The organism is Streptosporangium sp. NPDC049644 (assembly GCF_040675205.1).
Lineage (GTDB): Bacteria > Actinomycetota > Actinomycetes > Streptosporangiales > Streptosporangiaceae > Streptosporangium > Streptosporangium fukuiense.
In genome coordinates this window covers 14,085-35,515 of record NZ_JBFAOJ010000094.1, presented here as the reverse complement: position 1 = coordinate 35,515, position 21,431 = coordinate 14,085, and the positions used below count along the sequence as shown (strand labels likewise).

Sequence of the window (21,431 nt, the reverse complement as noted above, 5' to 3'; positions counted from 1 at the left end):
CGCGGTGCCGTAGGCATCCCGCATCTCCAGGTGAACGGCGCTGTGCTCGAAGCCGGCCAACAGCTCCTCGAACGCGTCGTCAGAGATGTTCATGGACCTGCCCGCGTGAAAGGTCGGGGGTCTCACAGGAAACCTCCTCCGAGGAATGTCCATCTGGGCGAGGACTTTCAGGTCGGTGACATGGCCTGCTCCAGCAACCGCAAGGGCGGAGACCTTTTCCTCGAACGTCGCTCCACCACCTTTTCTAGCTATACATCCAGCGCCGCCCTACACGTACCAAAACTTATGGTCGCCCCAGTAAGCACCTCACTCTCGGACTTTTAACACAATTCGGGCCTCAACTCCTACCAACTCAGCCGCACGATCCACACCTGCCGGAGTGAACTCCCCGAGTTGGAGAGCAAGTGCACTTAAAGCCATGTAGGTTCATTCACCATCGATAGCCAAACGCAGGCAAAGATGCACGCGTGCAGGACAGACCGAGATCAACCTGGCGGCTCTACACCACAGCTTCTGGATCTGCTGTGGTCAGCAAGGAGATCCACGAGGTCTTGCAGGGCAGGCCGCCGATGCTGGAGCTAGGGAACCTCATGCGGCGCATCGAGGATGGCGCGACACTTCGACGCGACACCAAGCACCTGGGCAGAGGGCTACACGAGGCTCGGCTCACCTACGAGGCGAACGAGTACCGCCTTTACTACGCCGTCAACCCCCGGGGGGAACACCTCCTTCTCGGTCTCAAATTCCACATGAAGGGAGGCTCCGGGGCTCAAGACCGGGCCATGGAAGTCGCTCGGGATCGGCTGGCCGAGTGGCGGGGCAGGATATAAGGTGAACCCGATATGAGGAGGTCATGATGGATCAGCACATCGCCGATCTGCTGGGCATCGATCTAGATGACCCTGCCGTGCGCCGGGAGAGCGCTGCCATCGAGCGTGACATGCAGCTGATCGAAGCTCTTGTCACGACGCGCAAGCAGCTCGGCCTCTCTCAGTCGGATGTGGCGAGCCGCATGGGGCGCAGCCAGCCGTCCGTTTCCGACTTCGAGCGCATCGGGGGAGATCCACATCTTTCCACGATTCGCCGCTACGCCCTTGCCATCGGAGCCGAAGTTCGCCACACGGTCTGCGTGACCACTGCCAAGGAACCCGCGACCCAGGCGCCTTCCTCACTCATAGTTCGCATGAAGGGTACCGGAGGAGAAACACAGACGACAGCGGCGCAAAATAGCACAGCAGGTGTCATGGCCGTCAATCTTATTCGAAGGAGCGCATAGTGCAGGCGTTCCTTCTCTTATGCGACTCCGCTCAGCCCGACTCGGCCACCGGAAAAATTCATATGCTTGGCGCAGGATGGTCGGTAACCGGTCCCGCTGTTCCGGCTATGACGATTGCCGTCTTCATGCGGCTGTCCTGGGATGAAGCAAGCTCGCCGCACGAATTCAACCTTTACCTGGTCGACGAGGACGGTAAATCAGTTACGACACCGTCCCCGGAAGGTGGGAGGCCGATTCAGTTCGGCGGAAGTGTCGGATTGGGCAAGGCAGCACAGGTCGAAGTCGATGAAATCCTACAGAAGACGGGATTGCAAACCAGCTTCACGGTGAACGTGCCGCCCCCGCCCTTGAATCCGGGCCATCATTACAAATGGATCTTCACCGTGAACGACGAAGAGCTGTCCAGCATTCCTTTCAGCGTACGACCGCTTCCAGAAGACTGACATCGCATCACAGGCCCACCTACCGCTGAGTGTGACACCCCGGCATGTTGCGCTTCACCGGACATCGACGGCTAAGTCGCAGGCCGGATCGCCCGTACAGAGGTCGCCGAAGTCGATCGCGCCGCAGATCGTGCCGTCCCCGGTGAGGATGTCGGCCGGATGCAGGTCGCCGTGGAGCCATGGTGCCGGGCCGGGCCGGCCGGGCTCGGCGGCGTCTTCCCAGATCGCGCGGACGGCATGGTCGTCGCCGAGCTGCCATAGCTGGTTGTCCCAACCCCGCGCGCCGAGCCGCACAGGGCGATCGGCCAGGTCGGGGTGCTGGTCGCGCAGCAGATCCCGGACCAGCTCCGCGGTGATCTCGATCTCGGTATGCGTCACGCGGAGCAACAGTAGCCGGATGCTGGAAGGGCGAGCCGGGCCGTGAAAGCCTCCGTCACGCCCATTGTCGTGATCGCACGCTAGATTCACTCCACCCAAACTTGATCTTCACTCACCACCAGGATGTGCGGCATGCGACCCCTCATCATCGCCTTAACCCTCGTGACCGCCGCTCCCACCGCCGCCCACGCCCGGACAGCCGAACCCGACCCGGTGGCGGGCCTGCGCTCGCTGCTCGCCCGCGGCGCCGGCGCGACGACCGAGTTCTACGGCCAGGCCTCTACAGACCTGTCCAAGGAGGTGCGACTGAGCAACGGCAGGCGCACCTTCATCGGGAGCGGTATGGGCGTGCGCGGAACCGGCAAGGTCAAGCTGGGGCAGGCCGGTGTGATCGCCTCGGAGCACGTTCGGCAGCTCAGCGTGAGCAACAAGGAGCTGATGGCGGAGGAGGCCCCCGACGACCCCTACTTCGCCGGTGTGCTCCGCACGGTGGGGACGCTGCGCACGATCAGCGTGGGCGGCTGGCAGTACCAGCTAGCGCCGCGGGCGAAGACCTGGGTGCGCACCGGCCGGGCCGACGGCGCCGCCGCCGCCTACGGCGATCAGCTCATCAATGTCCTGGAACCGGCCACGCTACGCAAGCTGCTGTCCATCAAGAGCCGCAAGAGCGTCGCGCCATGGCTCAAGGACCACACCACCGGCCGCAGGCAGCGGATCTACACCCTGACCGGGACGATCACGCTCAAGGAGCTCTATCGCGTCTCGCCCAGCTTCCGCGAGGCCGCGGGGACCTCGGCCCTCGGGACGTCCGAGGTGACATGGACGTACATGTACGACGACCGCGGATGGCCGTACCGGGTCGGCTGGCGGTTCTACGCGCACCCGCGGCCCGAGGTCCCGGGGCTCGGACACGACCGGATCCTGCGGGGACACCTGGCCACGCAGTACCGGAACTGGGACAGGCCGATGACGATCACCGCGCCCAAGGCGAAGCCGGGCCGGGGACTGTCGGTGGACGACCTCGCCGACGTCCTCAGCGCCCCCGAACGCCGCGGATGAGGAGCGGCGACGGTGCCCAGCCGGCCCATCACGTTGCCGGTGGCTCGCGGGAAGGCCGGGCTCGCCGGGTTCCCGAACCGGAAGTCCACCGGGACCTGCGAGTTCTCGTTCCTGATGGTCCAGCTGTCCGAGAACTTCGGCGGTCCGTTGGACGGGGCTGAAACCGTGTCTCATTTGGGCATGACCCGTCGTTCGGTGTGTCATTGAGCGGGTCATGTCCGAGCTGTCTACAGTTGCGTTCTCGCCTCCTCGACCTGGCGCATGATGGCCTGGGCGCCGCTGGCGTCGGCGATCGAACCCGCCTCCTCGATCAGCGCCAAGGCGTGATCACGGCGACCCTGTGCAGCTGCGACGTAGGCCAGCCCGACCAGGTTCGCGGCAACACCGGGCAAGAGCCCGATCTCTCGTCGAAGCCGCGTCGACTCCTCCAAACGCTCACGCGCGGCGTCCAGCCGGTCGGCGATGTGGTCCGCGTATCCCAGATGTCGAAGCGCGTACGACATCGTGAGCTTGTCGCCGACCTGCGCCGCAAGTTCATATGACCGTTCGAGAAAGGGAACCGCGGTGTCGTTGTCCCGCATGGACATCTGGTGGTACGTGCCGACCCAGAACAGCGCCTCGCCTTCGCCTCGTACGTCGCCGAGCCCCTGATAGAGCTCGGTGGCGCGCTGGAACAAGGCCAGTTCGTCGGGATTCTCGGTTCGCTGTTCATGAGAACGAGCCTGCATGATCCGGCCGCGTGCTACGGCGAGATCGGCCTCGACCATGTTCAACTCCCGCTCCGCTGTGTCCAGCGCATCGACGTCGCCGACGAAGACGGCCCGTTGGCAAGCCAGCCTGGCCCGTTCGATTCGATCGTCTGTACTCATCGTCTCCCCGTATGCGTCCGCGTGGCCCGATGTCGCACAACGCATCATGCCAAAGGCGTCCCGACCGGGTTCGAACCCGCAGTAAGTTGGCGTTTACTCACCGTTTCCAGGTGAACGGCGCCGTGCTTGGATCCGGCCAACGGCTCAGGGACGGATCGTGCCACCGCACGACGGCTACGAAGGCCCCACCGGCAGGCAACGCGGCATGACGTGTGTCATCCGGTTCGGCGTCTACCGCAGGCGACGCCCGTTCCGGAAAAGCGGTGTCGGTCCACGGCGTAGGCTCCGGAGAGCCGACGCGACTACAGGTCCAGGTAAAGCCGCAGGTCGGCGTGGTGGGGCGGGGGGCTTGAAGCCGCGACCCGTGGGTCACGGGCTCGCGCCCCCGGTTCGATCCCGCAGAGCCGGGGACGCGTGCGTCTCACGGGGTCACGCGTAGAGGAAGTAATAGCGGTAGCCGCCCTCCCACACGCATGAATAGCCGTCCCACCAGCCCTGGGTGATGCCGGAGGTTCCGATCCGCTCGCACTCCGAGTGCTCCTTGAAGACGCCGGCCAGCCTTTCGGCGTGCGCCGGGGTGGCGCCGATCGTCAGCGACACGCCGAGAACCATGACGGCCGAGACGAGAACAGCGCGTACCTTTCGCATTCGTCCTCCTGTGACTGGGGAGATCATGACGGTGGACATTATCACCCACCACGCACCATGACGATTGTCACGTTCGACTCGGCGCGGGAAGGCGCTGAAACTTTCATCGGCGTTGTCGTGGGCGGCACATGTTTCACGGATGTTTACCGCTGGTAAACCAGTGCCGCTTCCCGGGGGTTCCAGCCGCTGTCCAATTCCAGACGTGGCGGCCTTGAAAGACCTCGTGGGCGGGTATCCGACCGCCTGTGCATGCCATGGATGATCTGGACTGTCTTCGTACTATGTGATCTATAAAGTACGATTTATACCACTCTTCCTGTTCGATTGGCACGATGCACAGAAAACTTTGACCATCATCACTTACCTGTCATATCGTCTCCCCGCCCATATCGATGTAAGCCGCGACACTCGAGCAGGACGTTGTTCTCACATGCGCTACGGTCGGCGTGCTGATCGTGGCTGCCCCGGCACAGGAGAAGACACGGACGGTCACCGGGGAAGCGGCGATCATCCGACCAACCGGAGCCGCACCATGCAAGCTCGAATCCGCAGGGCCATGATTGTCGGCATGGCGATGACCGTGCTGGCCACCGTCGGTGTGTCAGTGGCTTCCGCGCCGCCGGCTCACGCCACGCAGGTGATCACTGATATCGCTTACGCGCCCGCACAACCGGCCGGTAGCAGGGGACATCTACTGGACCTCTACCTGCCGTCCACCGGCATCACGCCCCGGCCGCTGCTGATCTGGCACACCGGCTCGGCGTGGACGAGCGACGACGGCAAGGCCGGCACGGACGCGATCGCGAACATCTTCAACCCGCTGGGCTTCGCCGTGGCCGGCGTCAGCGTCCGGTCCAGCGCCCAGGCGATCTTCCCGGCCCAGGTGCACGACATCAAGGCGGCCATCCGCTGGCTGCGCGCGAACGCCGCCACGTACCAGCTCGACCCCAACCGCTTCGCGATCATGGGCGACTCCTCGGGCGGCTGGCTGACGGAGATGGCCACCCTGTCCGGCGGCGTGGCGGCGCTGGAGGGCACCCTCGGCACGACCGGCGTCTCCAGCGCCGTGCAGACAGGACTCGCCTTCTACAGCCCGACCGACTTCCTGCAGATGAACGCGCAGAACCTGCCGACCGGCGGGCTTGACCACGACTCTCCCGCCTCCCCGGAATCCCTCCTGGTCGGCTGCCCGATCCAGACCTGCCCGGCCCAGGTGGCCAAGGCCAATCCGATGACCTACGTCGACGGCAACGACCCGCCGCTGATGTTCCTGCACGGCCAGGCCGACTTCCTGGTACCGCACGGGCAGAGCGTCCTGCTCTACAACAGGATCAAGGCTCAGTGCGGCAACGCCACGTTCGTCTCGGTACCCGGGGCGGATCACATGGTGCCCCAGATCATGAACCCCGCCCAGTACGGCATGCAGACCGTCCGCACCACCACCAACTGCGCCGAGACCGTCGGCACCGGCACGTTGAACCCCACCTGGGCCAACTTCGCGACCTTCCTGCGCGGCGGGCTCAAGATGGGCACCTCCTGCGAGGTCACCTACGCCACCGGCGTCTGGAACGGCGCCTTCAACGGCAGCGTGACCATCAGGAACACCGGCACGACCCCCATCGAGGGCTGGACCCTGACGTGGACCTGGCCGGGCAACCAGCAGATCACGAGTGCCTGGAACGCCACGGCGACCCAGGCCGGCACCCAGGTGACCGCTCGTGACGCCGGCCACAACTCCTACATCGGCCCCAACTCCAGTCAGAACTTCGGCTTCTCCGCGACCGCCACCGGGACGAACGACATTCCGGCCCAGTTCAAACTCAACAACATCGTCTGCACGAGGGTGCCCGCCTGAGACGACGTGCCGGGTCCGAGCCGAACGGCGAGGGCCCGGCACCGTTCCCTTGTCACCGGGATTCCAAAGAATTACATTCTGGAAAACCGTGACCTGGAGCGGAAAGGCACATTTCCAGAGCCGAATACATTCCGTCGAAACCCGATCACAGAATGTCACCGACCGGCCGCTCGCGTCCATATTGCTTTACCTAACGGTCCGCCCCTATTGTTGCCTCCGACGGCCGCCGGCCCATTTCCCGTTTTTCATTGCCCGGCCGCAGGTCACTTGATATCCCGTGACCCGAAATAAATCGGATAAGCCGTCTTCCGCTGCCAGAAGGCCGTTGTCCGGGATCGTCGATGAGTTAGGGGACGTGTGCGTACATCCAACATATTCGTCAGGAGCCTCGGCGTTTATGTGCCTGACAGTGTGAGCGTCGAGCAGGCGGTTCGTGAGGGCTGGTACCCGGCCGAGGAGGTCGAGAGGTTCCAGCAGATCGGCGCGGCGGTGGCCGGCGACATGCCCGCGCCCGAGATGGCGCGGCTCGCGGTCCTGGACGCGTACGACCGCTGGGGTGAGTCCTCCCCGCGCGATCTCGACCTTCTGCTCTACCCGTCGGTCTGGCACCAGGGCCCGAACGGCTGGCAGCCCCAGCACTACCTGCAGACGCACCTCCTCGGCGGGAACGTGCCGGCGTTCGAGATCCGGAGCGGCTGCGTAGGGATGATCAGCTCGCTCGAACTGGCGGCGAGCTATCTGCAGGCCGACGCGGACCGGGAGACGGCCATGGTCGTCTCCTCGGACAACCACGGCACCCCGCTGGTGGACCGCTGGCGGATGACCCCCGGGGCGCTGATCGGCGACGCCGCGGCCGCGCTCATCCTCGGCAAGGGGTACGGCATGGCCGAGCTCCTGTCGGTGAACGTGACGGTGATCCCGGAGGCCGACGCGGTCAACGACGGCGCCTACCCCCTGTTCCCCCCGGACGCCACCATCGGCAGAGGGCTGAGTTTCGGAGACCGGCACGAGGAGTTCCGCCAGCGGCTGCTCAAGGCGCAGGGAACCGGAATTCATCTGACGATCCAGAAAACGATGATGCAGCAGGTCGAACAGACCCTGGACGAGGCCGGGATCGGACTTTCCGACATCACCCGGGTGGCGTTGCCGCACGGCCGCCGCGAGGACCTGGACGGGCAGATGTCCTGGCTGGGCATCGACGAGGACCAGACGACCTGGGACTACGGAAGGCGCGTGGGTCACTGCGGCGCGGTGGACCAGTTCATCGCCTTCGAGCATCTGATCGCGACCGGCGGGCTCGTGGCCGGCGATCACCTGCTCATGGTCGGGTTCGGCTCCGGAACGTCCGTCGCCGCGGCGGCGTTCAGGGTCCTGGCCACCTCTCCCGTCACGAGAGGGGCACGCGCATGACCGAGCTCACGCGAAGGCTGGTCGACTTCATCCAGGAGAACCTCGTCTCAGACGGCGACGACATCAAGGTCGACGAGACGACCCCGCTCCTGCTGTCGGGTCTCCTGGACTCCCTGCGGACGGCGCGGCTGCTGAACTTCCTGCGGAGGGACATCGGCGTCCCGATCCCCGCCGCGAAGCTCGACCCCGAGAACTTCCGGGACGTCGTGACCATCGTGGCGATGGTCAGAGAACTCGAATCCGTTTAGCCGGGGCAAGGGCAGAGTCATGCAGTTGGCGGACACGTACATCAGCGGAGTGGGAACCTTCCTCCCCCGGACCGTCGTCAGCGTCGAGAAAGCCGTCGCCAAAGGCTGGTACCCGGCCGAAGAGGCCGAGTTGCACAACCTGGCCGGGGCGGCGGTGGCCGGTGACGTACCGGCTCCGGAGATGGCCCTGCACGCGGCGCGGAGCGCGCTCAAGCGCAGCGGGCGGGCGCCGGCCGACCTGGATCTTCTCCTGTACGCCTCGACGTGGCACCAGGGACCGGACGGCTGGCCTCCGCACTCCTACCTGCAGCGTCATCTCGTCGGCGGGGACGTCCTGGCCACCGAGATCCGGCAGGGCTGCAACGGGATGTTCATCGCCCTGGAACTCGCGGCCGGCTACCTGGGCGCCGCTCCCGGCCGGCAGGCCGCCTTGCTGGTCGCCGCCGACAATTACGGCACCCCGCTGATGGACCGGTGGCGGATGGGCCCCGGCTACATCGGCGGGGACGCAGCCGGCGCGCTCGTGCTCACCAAGGAGCGGGGTTTCGCGCGCCTGACGTCGGTCTGCACGACGACGGTGGTCGAGGCCGAGGAGCTGCACCGGGGCAGCGAACCCCTGTTCCCCCCGGGCGTCACGGTCGGGCGCCGGATGAGCTTCGCGGCCAGGAACGAGCAGTTCCGGCAGCAGGTCATGCCCAAGGGCGAGGCCACCGCGGCGCTGTTCAAGATCCAGCGGGCGTTGATGGAGGTCATCGAGCGCGCGCTGGCCGAGAGCGGGATCGAGGCCCGCGATCTCGCCCGGGTGGCGTTCATGAACTACTCCGAGGAGATCGTCGAACAGCGGTGCATGGCCGCGCTCGACCTGCCCATGTCCCGCTCGACCTGGGACTACGGCCGCACCATCGGCCACTGCGGGGCCGGCGACCAGGTCCTCTCCCTCGACCACCTGCTCATGACCGGGCAGCTGGGCCCCGGCGACCACATGCTGATGCTCGGCACCGGGCCGGGGGTGACCGTCTCCGGCGCCGTGATCAAGATCATCGAAAATCCTCAATGGGTCTGAACCGAAGGGAAACGAAAGCAGATGGTCGACAGCCCGCGCGGAGTCCGGGCGGAACCGGTGGCGGTGGTCGGGATCGGATTCCGCCTTCCCGGCGACGTCCGCTCACCGGACGAGTTCTGGGACCTGCTGTGCGCCGGCCGGAACACGACCCGGCCGCTGCCCGCCGAACGCTGGCGCCGGTATGAGAACCGGAGCCCCGAATACGCCGCCGCGCTGCGCGACGCCGTACGTCACGGCAGCTTCCTGAGCGACATCGAGGGCTTCGACGCTGAGTTCTTCGGCCTGTCGCCCCGCGAGGCCGAGCTGATGGACCCGCAGCAGCGGATCCTGATGGAGACCGTGTGGGAGGCCCTGGAGAACGCCGGCCTGCCGCCGCACCGGCTGGCCGGCACCGACGCCGGGGCGTTCATCGGGGTCTGCACGGCCGACTACGGCGGCCGCCTGTTGGAGGACCTGCCCCAGATCGAGGCGTGGACCGGGATCGGCGCCGCGACCTGCGCCGTCGCCAACCGCATCTCCTACTCCCTGGACCTGCGCGGACCCAGCATGGCGATCGACACCGCCTGCTCGGCGTCGCTGGTCGCGCTGCACCTGGCCGCGCAGAGCCTGCGGCTCGGCGAGAGCGACATCGCCCTCGCCGGCGGCGTCAACCTGCTGGTCACCCCGGGCCAGACCCTCACGCTCGGCACAGCCGGAGCCCTGGCCCCCGACGGGCGGTCCAAGTCGTTCGACGCGTCGGCCGACGGCTACGGGCGCGGCGAGGGCTGCGGCGTGGTCGTGCTCAAGCGGCTGTCCGACGCGCAGCGCGACGGCGACCGGATCCTCGCGCTCGTCATCGGCAGCGCCGTGAACCAGGACGGGCACACCAACGGCATCATGGCGCCCTGCGGGGAGGCTCAGGAACACGTGATGACCCGGGCCTGCCGGCAGGCGGGCGTCGCGCCGTCCACCGTCGACTACATCGAGGCGCACGGCACCGGGACCCGGCTTGGCGACCCGCTCGAGGCGGGGGCGCTCTCCTCCGTGTACGGCACGCGGCGGTCCCCCGGCGACCCGTGCCTCATCGGCTCGGTCAAGTCCAACATCGGTCACCTCGAAGGCGCCGCCGGCATCGCCGGCGTCATCAAGGCGGTGCTCGCCCTCGACCGCGGTGAGATCCCCCCGAGCGTGCTGACCACCCTGAACCCGGCCATCCCGTGGGAGACCTCGGGCCTTCGCGTGGTGACCGAACGATCAGCCTGGCCGGAGCGCGACCACCCCCGCCGGGCGGGCGTCTCCAGCTTCGGGTACGGCGGCACGGTCGCGCACATCGTGCTGGAGCAGGCCCCTTCGGCCCCGGAGGCGCCCCGGGGTGAGGGGACCGGAGAGCTGTTCCCGCTGTCGGCCGCGTCGGAGCAGGCTCTGCGGCAGTACGCGGGCAGGCTCGCCGATCACCTCGGCAACGGGCTCGACCTGGCGTCGGCGGGGCACACGCTGGCGCTCCGGCGCACCCATCTGGCCCGTCGCGCCGTCGTGATCGGGGCGGACAGGGACGAGCTGGCGGCCGGCCTGCGCAGGCTCGCGGAGGACGTGCCGGCCGAGGCCGTCCTCACCGGTGACGTGCTGCCCGAGCTCGGCCCCGGGCCGGTCTGGGTCTTCTCCGGTCAGGGCTGCCAGTGGCGCGGGATGGGACGGGAACTGCTCGCCGTGCCGGAGTTCGCGTCCCTGGTCGACGAGGTGGAGCCGATCTTCGTCGAGGAGATCGGTTTCTCTCCCCGGCAGGTTCTGGCCGACGGCGATCTCGACACCATCGACCGCGTGCAAACCATGATCTTCGTGATGCAGCTGGGCCTCGCCAGGCTCTGGAACGCGTACGGGGTCGCTCCGAAGGCCGTCATCGGTCACTCCGTCGGCGAGATCGCGGCGGCGGTGACGGCCGGCGCGATGACCGTCGCCGACGGCGCCCGCCTGATCTGCCGCCGCTCCCGGCTGCTGCGCCAGGCCGAGGGCAAGGGGGCCATGGTGATGGTCGACCTGTCCTTCGAGGAGGCGGCGGAGAGGCTGGCCGGCCGTGCCGACCTGGTGGCCGCGATCTCGTCGGCACCCGGCTCCACCGTGCTGTCCGGCGATGTCGCCGCGGTCGAGGCGGTGGTGAACGAGTGGCCGGCCGAGGGCATCGTGGTGCGGCGGGTGGCGTCGGATGTCGCCTTCCACAGCCCGCACATGGAGCCTCTGGCCGTCGAACTGGCCGCCGCCACCGCCGATCTCTCGTTCGGGGCGCCTCGCGTCCCCATGTACACGACCGCGCTGGCGGACCCCCGGTCGACGCCCGTCCTGGACGGCGCGTACTGGGCGGCGAACCTCCGGGACCCCGTGCGGCTGACCGCGGCGACGACGGCCGCGGCGCAGGACGGCTACCGCGTGTTCCTGGAGATCTCCCCTCACCCCGTGGTCGCGCACTCGGTGACCGAGACGCTCTCGGAGAACGGGTTCGAGGACGTGTTCGTCGGCACGTCGCTGCGCCGGAACCAGCCGGAGCCGCAGACCTTCCTCGTCGCGCTGGGCACGGCGCACTGTCACGGCGTCGACGTGGACTGGAGCCGGCTGCAGCCGTCCGGCGGCCTGGCCGATCTGCCGCCGTACGCCTGGCAGCACCGCCGCCACTGGCGCGAGGCGTACGCCGAGGACGACAACCGAGGGCACGACGTGCACTCCCACACTCTGCTCGGAGCCGGGACCGGCCTCGCGGGCAGCCGGACCCGGGTGTGGCGGACCAGTTTGGAGGACGCCAACCGGCCCTACCCGGGCAGCCACGCCCTCAACGGGGTCGAGATCGTGCCCGCCGCCGTGCTGGTCAACACGTTCCTGCACGCGGTCGAGGACGAGGACGTCACGCTCACCGACGTGGAGATGATGCATCCGCTGATGACCGCGGAGCGCAGGCAGATCCAGGTCGTGCACGAGCCTCCGGTGGTACGGCTCGCGGCCCGTACACCGGCCGGCCCCGACGAGCCCGAACCCGCCTGGCTGGTGCACGTCACCGCGGACGTGGCCGCTCCGGGCCAGGTGAAACCCGACGTGCTGCCGGACGCCGGCGCTCTCACCCCGATCGACCCCGGGTTCGTGCACAGGCGGCTGGCCACCGTCGGCGTGCCCTCGACGGGCTTCGACTGGAGGATCGAGACGCTGCTGAGCGGAGACGGCGTGCTGCGGGCCACGGTCCGCACCGGGGAACCGGGGAGCTGGGCGCCGGCGCTGGACGCGACGATGTCCGTGGCGCCCTGCGTGTTCCCCGGCGATCCGGTGCTGCGCATGGTCGTGCACATCGACGAGATGGTGCTGATCGGCACGCCACCCTCGACGGTGATCATCGACGCGGCCGTGGACCCGGATGCCGACGACACCGTTCGGGCGCTCCTGGCCGACGTGGACGGCCGGGTGGTGGGACACCTTACGGGACTCCGCTATCCGGTGATCGACGCGCCCGCCCCGGCCGAGGAGGATCTCCGGGGGCCCGCGGAGGCGTTCGCCGGCCTGACGCCCGAGGACCTGCGCGAGCGCGTCCTGCCCGAGGTCCGCGCGGAGATCGCGGCCGTGATGAGGCTGGCCCCTGAGGACCTGGCGCCCCGGCGTCCCCTTGTCGAGCAGGGGCTGGACTCGGTGATGACCGTCATGGTCCGGCGGCGCCTGGAGAAGCGCTTCGGCTGCCGTCTCCCCGCGACCCTGCTGTGGCAGCAGCCGACCATCTCCGCGATCGCGGACCACCTGGTGGGGCTTCTCACGGCTCCGAGGCCGGAGGCGGCGGAGACCGTTCCCGAGAGCATGCCCGCGATCGGGGGCTGAGGCCGCCGGCCGGGTGGCCCGAGGGGGCGATCCCCTCGGACCACCCGGCTGTCGCGTTCGGCTGTCGCTCCCGGCTGGAGCCGGCCACACCACCCGCCGCGTCCCAGCCGTCCGCCCGGACGGCAGCTGACTGTCAGTGCCTTCTGGTTGGGTGAGCGGCACAGATCGCAGGGTTGGTCATGAGAGGCGGCGACGGGCATGAAGGACGAGGCAGGTTTCTGGGACCTGGTGGAGGCGGCCTGGGCACCGCTGGGGGTGGACGTCGACCGGGCGCGACGGGAGCTGGCACATCGGACGCCCGCCCCCGGCGAGGACCCTTACGACAATCCGCCGTTCACCGTGGTCGACGCCGCGCTGAAGGGGTTCCTGAGCAATCTCGGCTCCCTCAGCGAGGGGTTGTCGGCGGACGAACTGACGGACCTCGACCGGGTGGTCGAGGCCAGGCTCCATGACATCGACCGCGCGGACGTCCACGCGGTCACCGACGGCTCCGACGACGGTTTCCTCTACGCGCGCGGCTTCATCGTCGCGCTGGGCCGCGACTTCTACGCCGCGGTGGCCGAGGATCCGAAGAAGGCGGTGCCGGACGCCGAGTGCGAGAGGATGTGCTACTTCTTCGCCCACCTGCACCACGAGCGCTACGGCACTTTCCCGGACACCGGATCGGGAATCTCCCGCGAGTCAGGCTCGAACCCGGTCGGCTGGTCCAGCTGACCCACTCAGGCTGGGCCGGCTCCGGAGATCCGGTAGCGGAGCACCTCGGCGTCGCGAATCATCTCCGTCTGGTCGTCGCCCGGTCCGGAGCCGCGGAAGGCGTCGAGACTCTCTTCGGACTCCCAGCGCTCGTAGACGTTGATCCGATCGGCTTCGACAAGGTCGGCGCTGAGCGCGAAGTCGAGGCAGCCGGACGAGGCACGCGCCTGCTCGACCACGCTGACGCAGCCCCGCAGATAGGAGTCACGAGCGCCGGGATCGACCCTGATCCAACCAGAAATGATGATCATGCCGCCACTGTACGATTCGCCGCCGACAGATTCACCGCCGCACAGGATCGAGCGAGAGGAAGCAGGTAATCGGTTTGACTCTCCAGCGGCTGGAGGGTCGATGCTGCTGTGGTGAACGACCGCGACCGACTGCTCACCATCGGACAGCTGGCCGATCGCACGGGCCTGTCGGTGCGTACGATCCGCTTCTGGTCCGATATCGACGTCATCCCGCCGACGCGCCGGTCGGCGGGCGGCTTCCGCCTGTACGACATGGAGGCGGTGGCCCGGCTCGACCTGGTGCGGACGCTACGCGAACTGGGGCTGGACCTCGACACCGTCCAGCAGGTCCTTACCAGGCAGTGCACGGTGGCCGACGTCGCGCGGGCGCACATGCGGGCGCTGGACACCCAGATCCGCTCCCTCCGGCTGCGCCGGGCAGTGCTGCGGTCAATCGCCCAGCAGGAGAGCACGACCGAGGAGATGATGCTCATGCACAAGTTGATCCGCCTGTCCGCCCAGGAACGGCAGCGAATGATCGACGACTTCGTCGACCGCACGTTCGACGGCATCGACCCGCAGGCGCCAGGGGCCCAGATCGCGGCCTCGATGCGCCAGATCCCGGCGGAGCTGCCGGACGAACCCACCCCGGAGCAGGTGGAGGCCTGGCTGGAACTCGCCGAACTCATCGGTGACGCCGGCTTCCAGGAGCGCGTGCGCCAGATGGCGGTGGCCGGCGCCACACCCGGCGAAGAGTCCGGACCGCAGCCGTACGATCCCGCGCTGGTCCTTGAGCACGCCGGGAGAGCGGTGGCCGCCGGCATCAGCCCCGAGTCGGCCGAGGGGAGGGCGATCCTGGATCGGATCGTGGATCCGGAGCTGCCCGCCGAAGACCGTATCCGGGTGGCCGAGGCGGTGGAGACGTTCACCGACCGCCGGGTGGAGCGGTACTGGCAGCTCGTGGGCGTGCTCAACGGCAGGCCGCCGTTTCCGTCCGGTGTCCCCGCCTTCGAATGGCTCATCGCCGCGCTGCGCGTGTTCTGATCCGACCCCGGCTTCAGCCGGGCCGCCCCAAGCCGTCCCACTCCCCCGAGTGGTCGGCGCCGACCTGCTCCTCGTATTTCATGGTCTTCGTGCCGACGGCCTGTTGACGAGGAGCCGGACCTTTCACACCGTCGGTGGGTTCACCAGGTGATGCGGTCCGAGGGCGACGGACGGTGGAAGGGGGGCGGGCGGGTCGGCCGGGTGGGCGTGGAGGGACTGGAGCAGCAGGGCCACCAGCCGGCGGGACGCGGCCAGCGTCGCCTCGGGGGACTCCGCGCTGACGCCTCCGTTGGCCATGATCAGGAGCTTGAGATCGTCGTACGCGAAGTCGGCGCGTAGCCGCCCGCTCTCCTTCGCGCGCCGCGTCAGTTCGGCGAAGCCGCGTACGTTGTGGTCGAGTTCCCGCTCGAAGCCGATCGCGCGGGGGAGCGCCGAGAGGAACACCGCGGTGAAACCCCTGTCGACGGCCTGCATGGTGCACGCCTTCTCGATGACCGTGCAGAATCCGTGCCACGGGTCGGGGTCCGCGAGGGCGTCGTCGACGGCCGACGCGCACTCCGCTATCTGCTCGGCGAACACCTCGGTGATCAGCGATTCCTTCGTGGGGAAGCGGCGGTAGAGCGTCGCGACCCCGACGTCGGCGCGCCGGGCGATCTCGCGCATCGTCACGTCGAGTCCGAGTGCGGCGAAGGTCTCGCGGGCCGCCTCGACGATCCGATTGCGATTGTGCAGCGCATCGGTGCGCAGCCCCTGCGATTCGGCGGTGTCGCTCGGCATCCGAGAGGCGTTGGCGATCATGTCTCTCACTTTAGTGCAAGTGGACGGGGTGTTCCGATTTCATGTTAAGGTCCGAGACAAACGGAACACCCCGTCCGCTTTTGCTTCCATTCGGGAGAGGCACCGACATGTTCGCTCTTCAGTTCTCCCAGTACGGCTCCCCTGACGTGCTCACCGTCGCCGATGCCGAGGAGCCGCACGCCGGTCCCGGCGAGATCCGCATCACCGTCCGGGCCGCCGGCGTCACCCCCTCCGACTGGAAACTGCGCTCTGGCGTGCTCCACCGGTTACTGCCCCTCGACCTGCCGCACATCCCCGGCGTGGACGCCGCGGGCGTCGTCGACGAAATCGGGGACGGCGTCACCGGTGTCGCGGTCGGCGACGCCGTCTTCGGGCTGGTCGACGTCGCCGGCCACGGCGGCGCGGCGGCCGAGTTCGCCGTGCTCACCGTGTGGGCGGCCAAGCCGGACGCGCTGAGCTGGGAACAGGCCGGCGGCGCGGCGGCCGATGTCGAGACGGCCACCCGCGTCCTGAACGCCCTGGGCGTCACAGCGGGCACGACACTGCTGATCGAGGGCGCCGCCGGAGGCACCGGCACGGTCACCACACAGCTCGCGATCGCCCGAGGGGCCACCGTGATCGGCACCGCCGGTCAACACAACCACGAGTTCCTCGCCGGCCTCGGTGCGACGCCCACCACCTACGGCCCCGGCCTCGTCGAGCGGGTCACTGCCCTGGCACCCGACGGTGTCGACGCGGTGCTCGACACCGCGGGCTCGGGTTCACTGCCCGATCTCGTCACCATCGCCGGTGACGCGAACCGGGTCGTGTCCATCGCCGACCCGAACGCGCACGAACACGGCGTACGGCTCTCCCTCGGCCCCGGCAACAGCGAACACGAGCTCGGCTACGCCGGGCTGGCCGTGGCGGCCGCCCTCGCCACCGAGGGCCGGTTCACCGTGCCACTGCACGCGGTCCTCCCCCTCAAGGACGGCGCGAAGGCCCACGAACTGAGCGCCACCGGTCACGCCCGCGGAAAGATCGTCCTGTCCGTGCGGAAGATGGAAACTCTCTGAAATCATTCACACACGGTACGTCACACAGTTTAGCCTTTACTTGTGAGGGTCACAGTAAAGGTTATGGAGCACGGCAAGAGAACGCGTGTCAGGCGTACGGGGCCGGCACGCATCTCCAGCAAGAACCAGGTGACCTTGCCGGCGGCGGTCCTGCGCACGCTCGGTCTTCATCCGGGAGACCTGGTCGACATCGCCGAAGAGGGCGGCCAGATCGTCATCCGGCGGCACCGCAGCCGCCTCGACGGGGTGATCGGCACCGTCCCCGGCTTCACCGAGGCCGTGGACGTCGAGGCGAGCCGCGAGAGCTGGGGATGACGGGTGCCGACCGTGATGCTCGACACCAACGTCATCGCCGGCCTGCTCGATCCGGACGACGCGCTGCACGGCCATGCCCGTGACGCCGTTCGCCGCTGGGAGGGCAAGGCCGCCTCGTTCGCCATCTCCGTGATCACCTGGAGCGAGCTGCGGGTGGGTGCGGTCCGCAAGGGGGCCGTGGCCGAGAGGATGCTCGAGGCGTTCCGTACCGCTGTCATCGACCGGATCGTCGAGGTGGACGAGACGACGGCCGAGAGCGCGGCCCTGCTCAGAGCCGCGGACCTGACGATCCGGGTACCGGACGCTCTCATCATCGCGACCGCCCGCGCGGTGAGGGCCGACGCACTGCTCACCGCGGACCGGAAGTTCCCGGCCGTCGCCCCGGAACTCGTCGAACTGCTGCGGCCGGGTTGATCCGGCAGATCCTCCCCGACCACCCTTGAGTGTCCGGGCCGTGAGCCGTTCGCGGCGGCCGGGGCCGTTGGAATGCGGCGGGGAGTCGCCGGCGGCCTCGAAGCCCGGACACCGTCGTCGTCCACGACCCACGGCTCGATCGCGCGGTGTTCCCTCTCGACGGCGCCTTCGACGCCTCGCATACCGCTCCCCGGCCGGGGTCTCGGCAGCGGGGTGGCGGACGTGCTCGTCCGCCACTCGGCGATGTGCTATCAATTAAATGACCGGATAACCGTATACGGTCAAGTTTTTGGGAAATGGTAGGGGTCGTGGAGTCACGGATCAGAAGAGTGGGGCGGCCGCCGCAGGACGCCTCGCAGCGGCTCGCGCGGGCGCACCACATCCTGGACGTCGCCGGCGACCTCGTCCTGCGCTGGGGGTACGACAAGACCACCGTCGAGGACATCGCCCGGCGGGCCGGGGTCGCCAAGGGCACGATCTACCTGCACTGGAAGACCCGCGAGGAGCTGTTCGCCGCGCTGCTGCGCCGCGAGCGGGTCGAGATGATCACCGAGGTGCGCAGGCGGATCGGCGAAGGCCCCGCCACCCTCCGAGAACTGCTCAGGCTGCTCGCCTCCGAGACCCTGAGCAGGCCACTGATCCGGGCGAGCGTCCTGGGTGACTCGGAGGTGCTGGGCAGGCTCACCCGCCAGAAGCGGGACCGTACGGCGGGCGCCGAACTGGACGCCGGCTTCCAGGGCTACTTCGGCACGCTGCTGGAGCACGGCGCCCTGCGCAGCGACCTGTCGCCCGCCGAGCAGGTGACCACGCTCGTCTCCATCCTGTACGGGTTCCTGAGCGTCCCGTCGATGATGCCGGCCGGGTACCGGCCGGCCGACGAGCGCCTGGCGGAGCTGATCGCCGACGCCGGCGGCAGAGCGCTGGAGCCCGGCGGCCCGATCCCGCCCGCCGCAGCCCGCGCGGTGGCGCGGGCCACCCTGGAGTACGTCGACGCCGCCGTGGAGGCCGCGCAGCGGAAACTGCGCGTCTCCCTTGGCTCTGAGGAGAGTAAGCCTTGAAGACCCTCCCCCTTGACGACGAAGCGGCCGGCCTCGCCCTGGCGGGCGGCAAGGGGGCCTCGCTGGCCCGGCTGGCCCGCGCGGGCCTGCCGGTTCCCGGGGGCTTCCACGTCACCACCGACGCCTACCTCGACTTCGTCTCGCGCGACGGCCTGAACGACCAGATCATGGCGGCCGTCTCGGGCACGCCCCCCGAGGAGGCGTCCCGGCACATCGCGGCGCTGTTCGCCGCCCGGGAGATGCCCGCGGAGACCGCCGCCGAGATCCGCGCGGCCCACGCGAGGCTCGGCGCGAACGTGCCGGTCGCCGTGCGCTCGTCGGCCACCGCAGAAGATCTTCCCGACATGTCGTTCGCCGGTCAGCAGGACACCTACCTCAACGTCCGCGCCGACGCCCTGCCGGACGCGGTCCGTCGCTGCTGGGCCTCGCTGTGGACCGCGCGCGCCATCGCCTACCGGACGGCGAACGGCGTACCGCACGACGGCGTGGCGCTGGCCGTGGTGGTGCAGGAGCTGGTGGAGGCCGACGCGGCGGGCGTCCTGTTCACCGCGAACCCGGTCACCGGCGCACGCGACCAGGTCGTGATCAACGCCTCCTGGGGGCTGGGCGAGGCCGTCGTGGGCGGGCAGGTGACGCCCGACACCGTCGTCGTCGGCAGGGCGGCCGGGGACGGCGGGGACGGCGGGGAGATCGTCGAGGAGCGCGTCGGCGACAAGACCGTCATGACGGTCCGCACGCCCGGCGGCACGCGTGAGGAACCCGTGCCCGAGGAGCTGCGCCGCCGCCGCGTGCTCGACCGCGGGCAGGTCCTGCGGCTCGCCCGGCTCGCGACGGAGATCGAGGAGCTGTACGGGACGGCCATGGACGTGGAGTGGGCCAGGCGCGACGGGGTGTTCCTCGTCCTGCAGGCCCGCCCGATCACCCGGCTCAGGCAGCGGGTCGAGGAGTGGAACGACAGCCTGGCCGGTGACTACCTGTGGACCGGCGCCAACCTCGGCGAGGCCATCCCCGACGTGATGACGCCGTGTACCTGGTCGCTGGTGCAGATCTTCATCGGCGAGGCGATGTCTGCGTCGAAGATGCCCGGTTTCAACGTGGTCGGCAACATCGGCGGCCGCTTCTACATGAACCTGAGCATCGCGTTCTCGGTGGCGCACGCCATGGGCATGCGGAGCAGGCTCGGCGCGATCGAGCAGGTCTTCGGCAGGCTGCCGCCCGGCCTGGACGTGCCGCTGCTGCCGACCTCGCGCTGGCGGATCGTCAAGGGCGTGCTGCCGCTCGCCTTCACCCTGCGCAGGCGGGTGGCGGTCAACACCGGGAGGATGCGCCCCTTTCTGGCCACGGCGCGGGAGCGCTGCACGGCGCTGCGCGAGCGGATCGCCGCCGCCGCGACCACCGACGAGCTGGCCCGGCTCTGGGAGGCCGAGCTGCTGCCGTACTTCGTGGAGTCCTGCCAGGTCCTGGAGGCGGCCGGGCGCCAGGGTGGCAACGCCCTGGTGATGACCCACGACAGGCTGCGCGAGCTGGTGGGCGAGCGGGACGCCGAGGCCATGCTCACCGGCGCCAACGCCGACGGGGAACTGGCCAGTCTCGGCACGATCGTCGGTCTGGAGAGGCTCGCCGCCGAAGAGATCGACCGGGAGACGTTCGCCGAGCTCTACGGGCACCGGGGCGCGCACGAGTTCGAGGTCTCGATCCCCCGTCCCGGCGAGGACCCGGGGTGGATCGACGCGCAGCTCGCGGCCATGCCGGAAACGCGGGGACACGCCGGTACGCTGCTCGACCGGCAGCGGGAGGCGCGAGAGGCGGCCTGGAAGCGCTTCGGAGAGCGCCACCCCGACAAGGTGGCGAGGACGCGAGAGCGGGTGGCACGGTGGAACGCGATCGTCCGCGACCGGGAGACGGCCCGCTCGGAGGTGGTGCGCGCCTTCTGGGCGCTGCGCGCCTTCGTCCTGCGGGCCGGGGAGCTCACCGGCCACGGTGACGACCTGTTCTTCCTGCGGATCGAGGAGATCCTCGCCGTGCTGCGCCGCGACGCGTCCTCCCTGGAGAAGGTGGCGGTCCGGCGGGCGACGTACCAGCGGTACGCCGCGCTGCCCGCCTACCCCACGCTGATCGTCGGCCGCTTCGATCCGGAGCGCTGGGCCGCCGACCCCGGCCGGCGCGGCGACATCTTCGACGCCCGAGGGGACGGCGCCCCGGTGAGCGAGACGGTGAGCGGCTTCCCCGGTGCGCCCGGCATCGTCGAGGGGGTCGTCCGCGTCATCTCCGGTCCCGAGGACGGTGACCGGCTCGCCCCGGGCGAGATCCTCGTGACGACGCTGACCAACATCGGCTGGACGCCGATGTTCCCCCGTGCCGCCGCGGTCGTGACCGACATGGGCGCGCCCCTGTCGCACGCCTCGATCGTCGCCCGCGAGCTCGGCATCCCGGCCGTGGTCGGCACCGGCAACGCGACCATGCGCCTGCGCGACGGCGACCGGATCCGGGTCGACGGCGAGCGCGGCACGGTCGAACTGCTGGCACCGCCCCCGTGATCCCCGGAGTCGCCGAGCGGGTGTTCCAGCCGATCCGCCCCGTGCTTCTCCGGACACGCCCTGCCCCCTGGAGGTCGTCTCCCCGTCGCGGGGAGGCGAAGCACCTCAGCGAGTGAGCAGGTCGATCACGCCTGTGGTGCCCTCATCACCGTGGCC

At 69.0% G+C, this 21,431-nt stretch carries 20 protein-coding genes and 1 pseudogene; 16 read left to right on the top strand and 5 right to left on the bottom strand.

From position 1 onward, the window contains the following. The first annotated feature begins 524 nt into the window (after nucleotides 1-524). From AB0J58_RS35750 to AB0J58_RS35740, 3 genes are read left to right on the top strand one after another with little or no spacing between them, the layout of a single operon-like run. Entirely contained in the window at nucleotides 525-830 is a 306-nt protein-coding gene (locus AB0J58_RS35750; protein WP_364224214.1) for a hypothetical protein, read from the top strand. 23 nt (nucleotides 831-853) lie between these two features. Next, a complete protein-coding gene (locus AB0J58_RS35745; RefSeq protein WP_364224212.1) occupies nucleotides 854-1,276 on the top strand; it encodes a helix-turn-helix transcriptional regulator in 423 nt (140 codons plus the stop codon). Next, nucleotides 1,276-1,719: a hypothetical protein gene (locus AB0J58_RS35740; RefSeq protein ID WP_364224210.1), complete on the top strand. Its 444-nt coding sequence runs from the start codon at nucleotides 1,276-1,278 to the stop codon at nucleotides 1,717-1,719. Before AB0J58_RS35745 ends, AB0J58_RS35740 begins: the two co-directional genes overlap by 1 nt. A gap of 69 nt (nucleotides 1,720-1,788) precedes the next feature. On the opposite strand, the pseudogene AB0J58_RS35735 reads toward AB0J58_RS35740, so the two are convergent. Continuing rightward, nucleotides 1,789-2,097 (bottom strand): annotated as a pseudogene (locus tag AB0J58_RS35735) (phosphotransferase); the annotation flags it as partial. A gap of 132 nt (nucleotides 2,098-2,229) precedes the next feature. Between AB0J58_RS35735 and AB0J58_RS35730 the strand changes: the two are divergent. Next, nucleotides 2,230-3,156, top strand: a complete 927-nt coding sequence (locus AB0J58_RS35730) for a hypothetical protein (protein WP_364224208.1) — start codon at nucleotides 2,230-2,232, stop codon at nucleotides 3,154-3,156. Between the two features lie 227 nt (nucleotides 3,157-3,383). Here the strand turns inward: AB0J58_RS35730 and AB0J58_RS35725 are convergent, their stop codons facing one another. Both AB0J58_RS35725 and AB0J58_RS35720 read right to left on the bottom strand, forming a co-directional pair. Next, entirely contained in the window at nucleotides 3,384-4,025 is a 642-nt protein-coding gene (locus tag AB0J58_RS35725) for a hypothetical protein (protein WP_364224206.1), read from the bottom strand. A gap of 429 nt (nucleotides 4,026-4,454) precedes the next feature. After that, nucleotides 4,455-4,673 carry a hypothetical protein gene (locus AB0J58_RS35720; protein ID WP_364224204.1) on the bottom strand — a complete coding sequence of 73 codons (219 nt, stop codon included), beginning with the start codon at nucleotides 4,671-4,673 and terminating at the stop codon, nucleotides 4,455-4,457. A 568-nt stretch (nucleotides 4,674-5,241) separates the two neighbouring features. On the opposite strand from AB0J58_RS35720, the gene AB0J58_RS35715 reads away from it, so the two are divergent. From AB0J58_RS35715 to AB0J58_RS35690, 6 genes are all read left to right on the top strand, one after another. Then, complete coding sequence (locus AB0J58_RS35715; protein ID WP_364224202.1) at nucleotides 5,242-6,528, top strand: cellulose binding domain-containing protein; 1,287 nt, start codon at nucleotides 5,242-5,244, stop codon at nucleotides 6,526-6,528. A 399-nt stretch (nucleotides 6,529-6,927) separates the two neighbouring features. Then, nucleotides 6,928-7,938, top strand: coding sequence for a ketoacyl-ACP synthase III family protein (locus tag AB0J58_RS35710; protein WP_364224200.1), 1,011 nt, complete (start codon nucleotides 6,928-6,930; stop codon nucleotides 7,936-7,938). Continuing rightward, complete coding sequence (locus tag AB0J58_RS35705) at nucleotides 7,935-8,186, top strand: phosphopantetheine-binding protein (RefSeq protein WP_364224198.1); 252 nt, start codon at nucleotides 7,935-7,937, stop codon at nucleotides 8,184-8,186. Before AB0J58_RS35710 ends, AB0J58_RS35705 begins: the two co-directional genes overlap by 4 nt. Before the next feature lie 19 nt (nucleotides 8,187-8,205). Next, nucleotides 8,206-9,249: a ketoacyl-ACP synthase III family protein gene (locus AB0J58_RS35700; RefSeq protein ID WP_364224196.1), complete on the top strand. Its 1,044-nt coding sequence runs from the start codon at nucleotides 8,206-8,208 to the stop codon at nucleotides 9,247-9,249. Between the two features lie 21 nt (nucleotides 9,250-9,270). Next, the gene (locus AB0J58_RS35695; RefSeq protein ID WP_364224194.1) at nucleotides 9,271-13,071 is read left to right on the top strand and encodes a beta-ketoacyl synthase N-terminal-like domain-containing protein; all 3,801 of its coding nucleotides are present in this window, start codon (nucleotides 9,271-9,273) and stop codon (nucleotides 13,069-13,071) included. 198 nt (nucleotides 13,072-13,269) lie between these two features. Beyond that, nucleotides 13,270-13,785 (top strand): DUF4240 domain-containing protein, encoded by a 516-nt coding sequence (locus tag AB0J58_RS35690; protein ID WP_364224192.1) that lies wholly within the window; start codon nucleotides 13,270-13,272, stop codon nucleotides 13,783-13,785. 5 nt (nucleotides 13,786-13,790) lie between these two features. Here the strand turns inward: AB0J58_RS35690 and AB0J58_RS35685 are convergent, their stop codons facing one another. Beyond that, nucleotides 13,791-14,075: an antibiotic biosynthesis monooxygenase family protein gene (locus AB0J58_RS35685; protein ID WP_364224190.1), complete on the bottom strand. Its 285-nt coding sequence runs from the start codon at nucleotides 14,073-14,075 to the stop codon at nucleotides 13,791-13,793. Nucleotides 14,076-14,186: 111 nt separating this feature from the next. On the opposite strand from AB0J58_RS35685, the gene AB0J58_RS35680 reads away from it, so the two are divergent. Continuing rightward, nucleotides 14,187-15,098 (top strand): MerR family transcriptional regulator, encoded by a 912-nt coding sequence (locus tag AB0J58_RS35680; protein WP_364224188.1) that lies wholly within the window; start codon nucleotides 14,187-14,189, stop codon nucleotides 15,096-15,098. 123 nt (nucleotides 15,099-15,221) lie between these two features. Here AB0J58_RS35680 and AB0J58_RS35675 read toward each other — a convergent pair whose 3' ends face one another. Beyond that, nucleotides 15,222-15,896 carry a helix-turn-helix domain-containing protein gene (locus tag AB0J58_RS35675; protein WP_364224186.1) on the bottom strand — a complete coding sequence of 225 codons (675 nt, stop codon included), beginning with the start codon at nucleotides 15,894-15,896 and terminating at the stop codon, nucleotides 15,222-15,224. 107 nt (nucleotides 15,897-16,003) lie between these two features. Between AB0J58_RS35675 and AB0J58_RS35670 the strand changes: the two genes are divergently transcribed. The 5 genes from AB0J58_RS35670 to AB0J58_RS35650 all read left to right on the top strand — a co-directional run bounded on the left by AB0J58_RS35670 (nucleotide 16,004) and on the right by AB0J58_RS35650 (nucleotide 21,275). Then, nucleotides 16,004-16,951, top strand: coding sequence for an NADP-dependent oxidoreductase (locus AB0J58_RS35670; RefSeq protein ID WP_364224184.1), 948 nt, complete (start codon nucleotides 16,004-16,006; stop codon nucleotides 16,949-16,951). A gap of 63 nt (nucleotides 16,952-17,014) precedes the next feature. Next, nucleotides 17,015-17,266, top strand: coding sequence for an AbrB/MazE/SpoVT family DNA-binding domain-containing protein (locus AB0J58_RS35665; RefSeq protein ID WP_364224182.1), 252 nt, complete (start codon nucleotides 17,015-17,017; stop codon nucleotides 17,264-17,266). A 3-nt stretch (nucleotides 17,267-17,269) separates the two neighbouring features. Then, nucleotides 17,270-17,680, top strand: a complete 411-nt coding sequence (locus tag AB0J58_RS35660) for a type II toxin-antitoxin system VapC family toxin (RefSeq protein WP_364224180.1) — start codon at nucleotides 17,270-17,272, stop codon at nucleotides 17,678-17,680. Nucleotides 17,681-17,988: 308 nt separating this feature from the next. Beyond that, nucleotides 17,989-18,738 carry a helix-turn-helix domain-containing protein gene (locus AB0J58_RS35655; RefSeq protein ID WP_364224178.1) on the top strand — a complete coding sequence of 250 codons (750 nt, stop codon included), beginning with the start codon at nucleotides 17,989-17,991 and terminating at the stop codon, nucleotides 18,736-18,738. Next, on the top strand, nucleotides 18,735-21,275 hold the full coding sequence (locus AB0J58_RS35650) for a PEP/pyruvate-binding domain-containing protein (RefSeq protein ID WP_364224176.1): 2,541 nt from the start codon (nucleotides 18,735-18,737) through the stop codon (nucleotides 21,273-21,275). The genes AB0J58_RS35655 and AB0J58_RS35650 overlap by 4 nt, the downstream gene beginning before the upstream one ends. The last annotated feature ends 156 nt before the right edge of the window (nucleotides 21,276-21,431 follow it).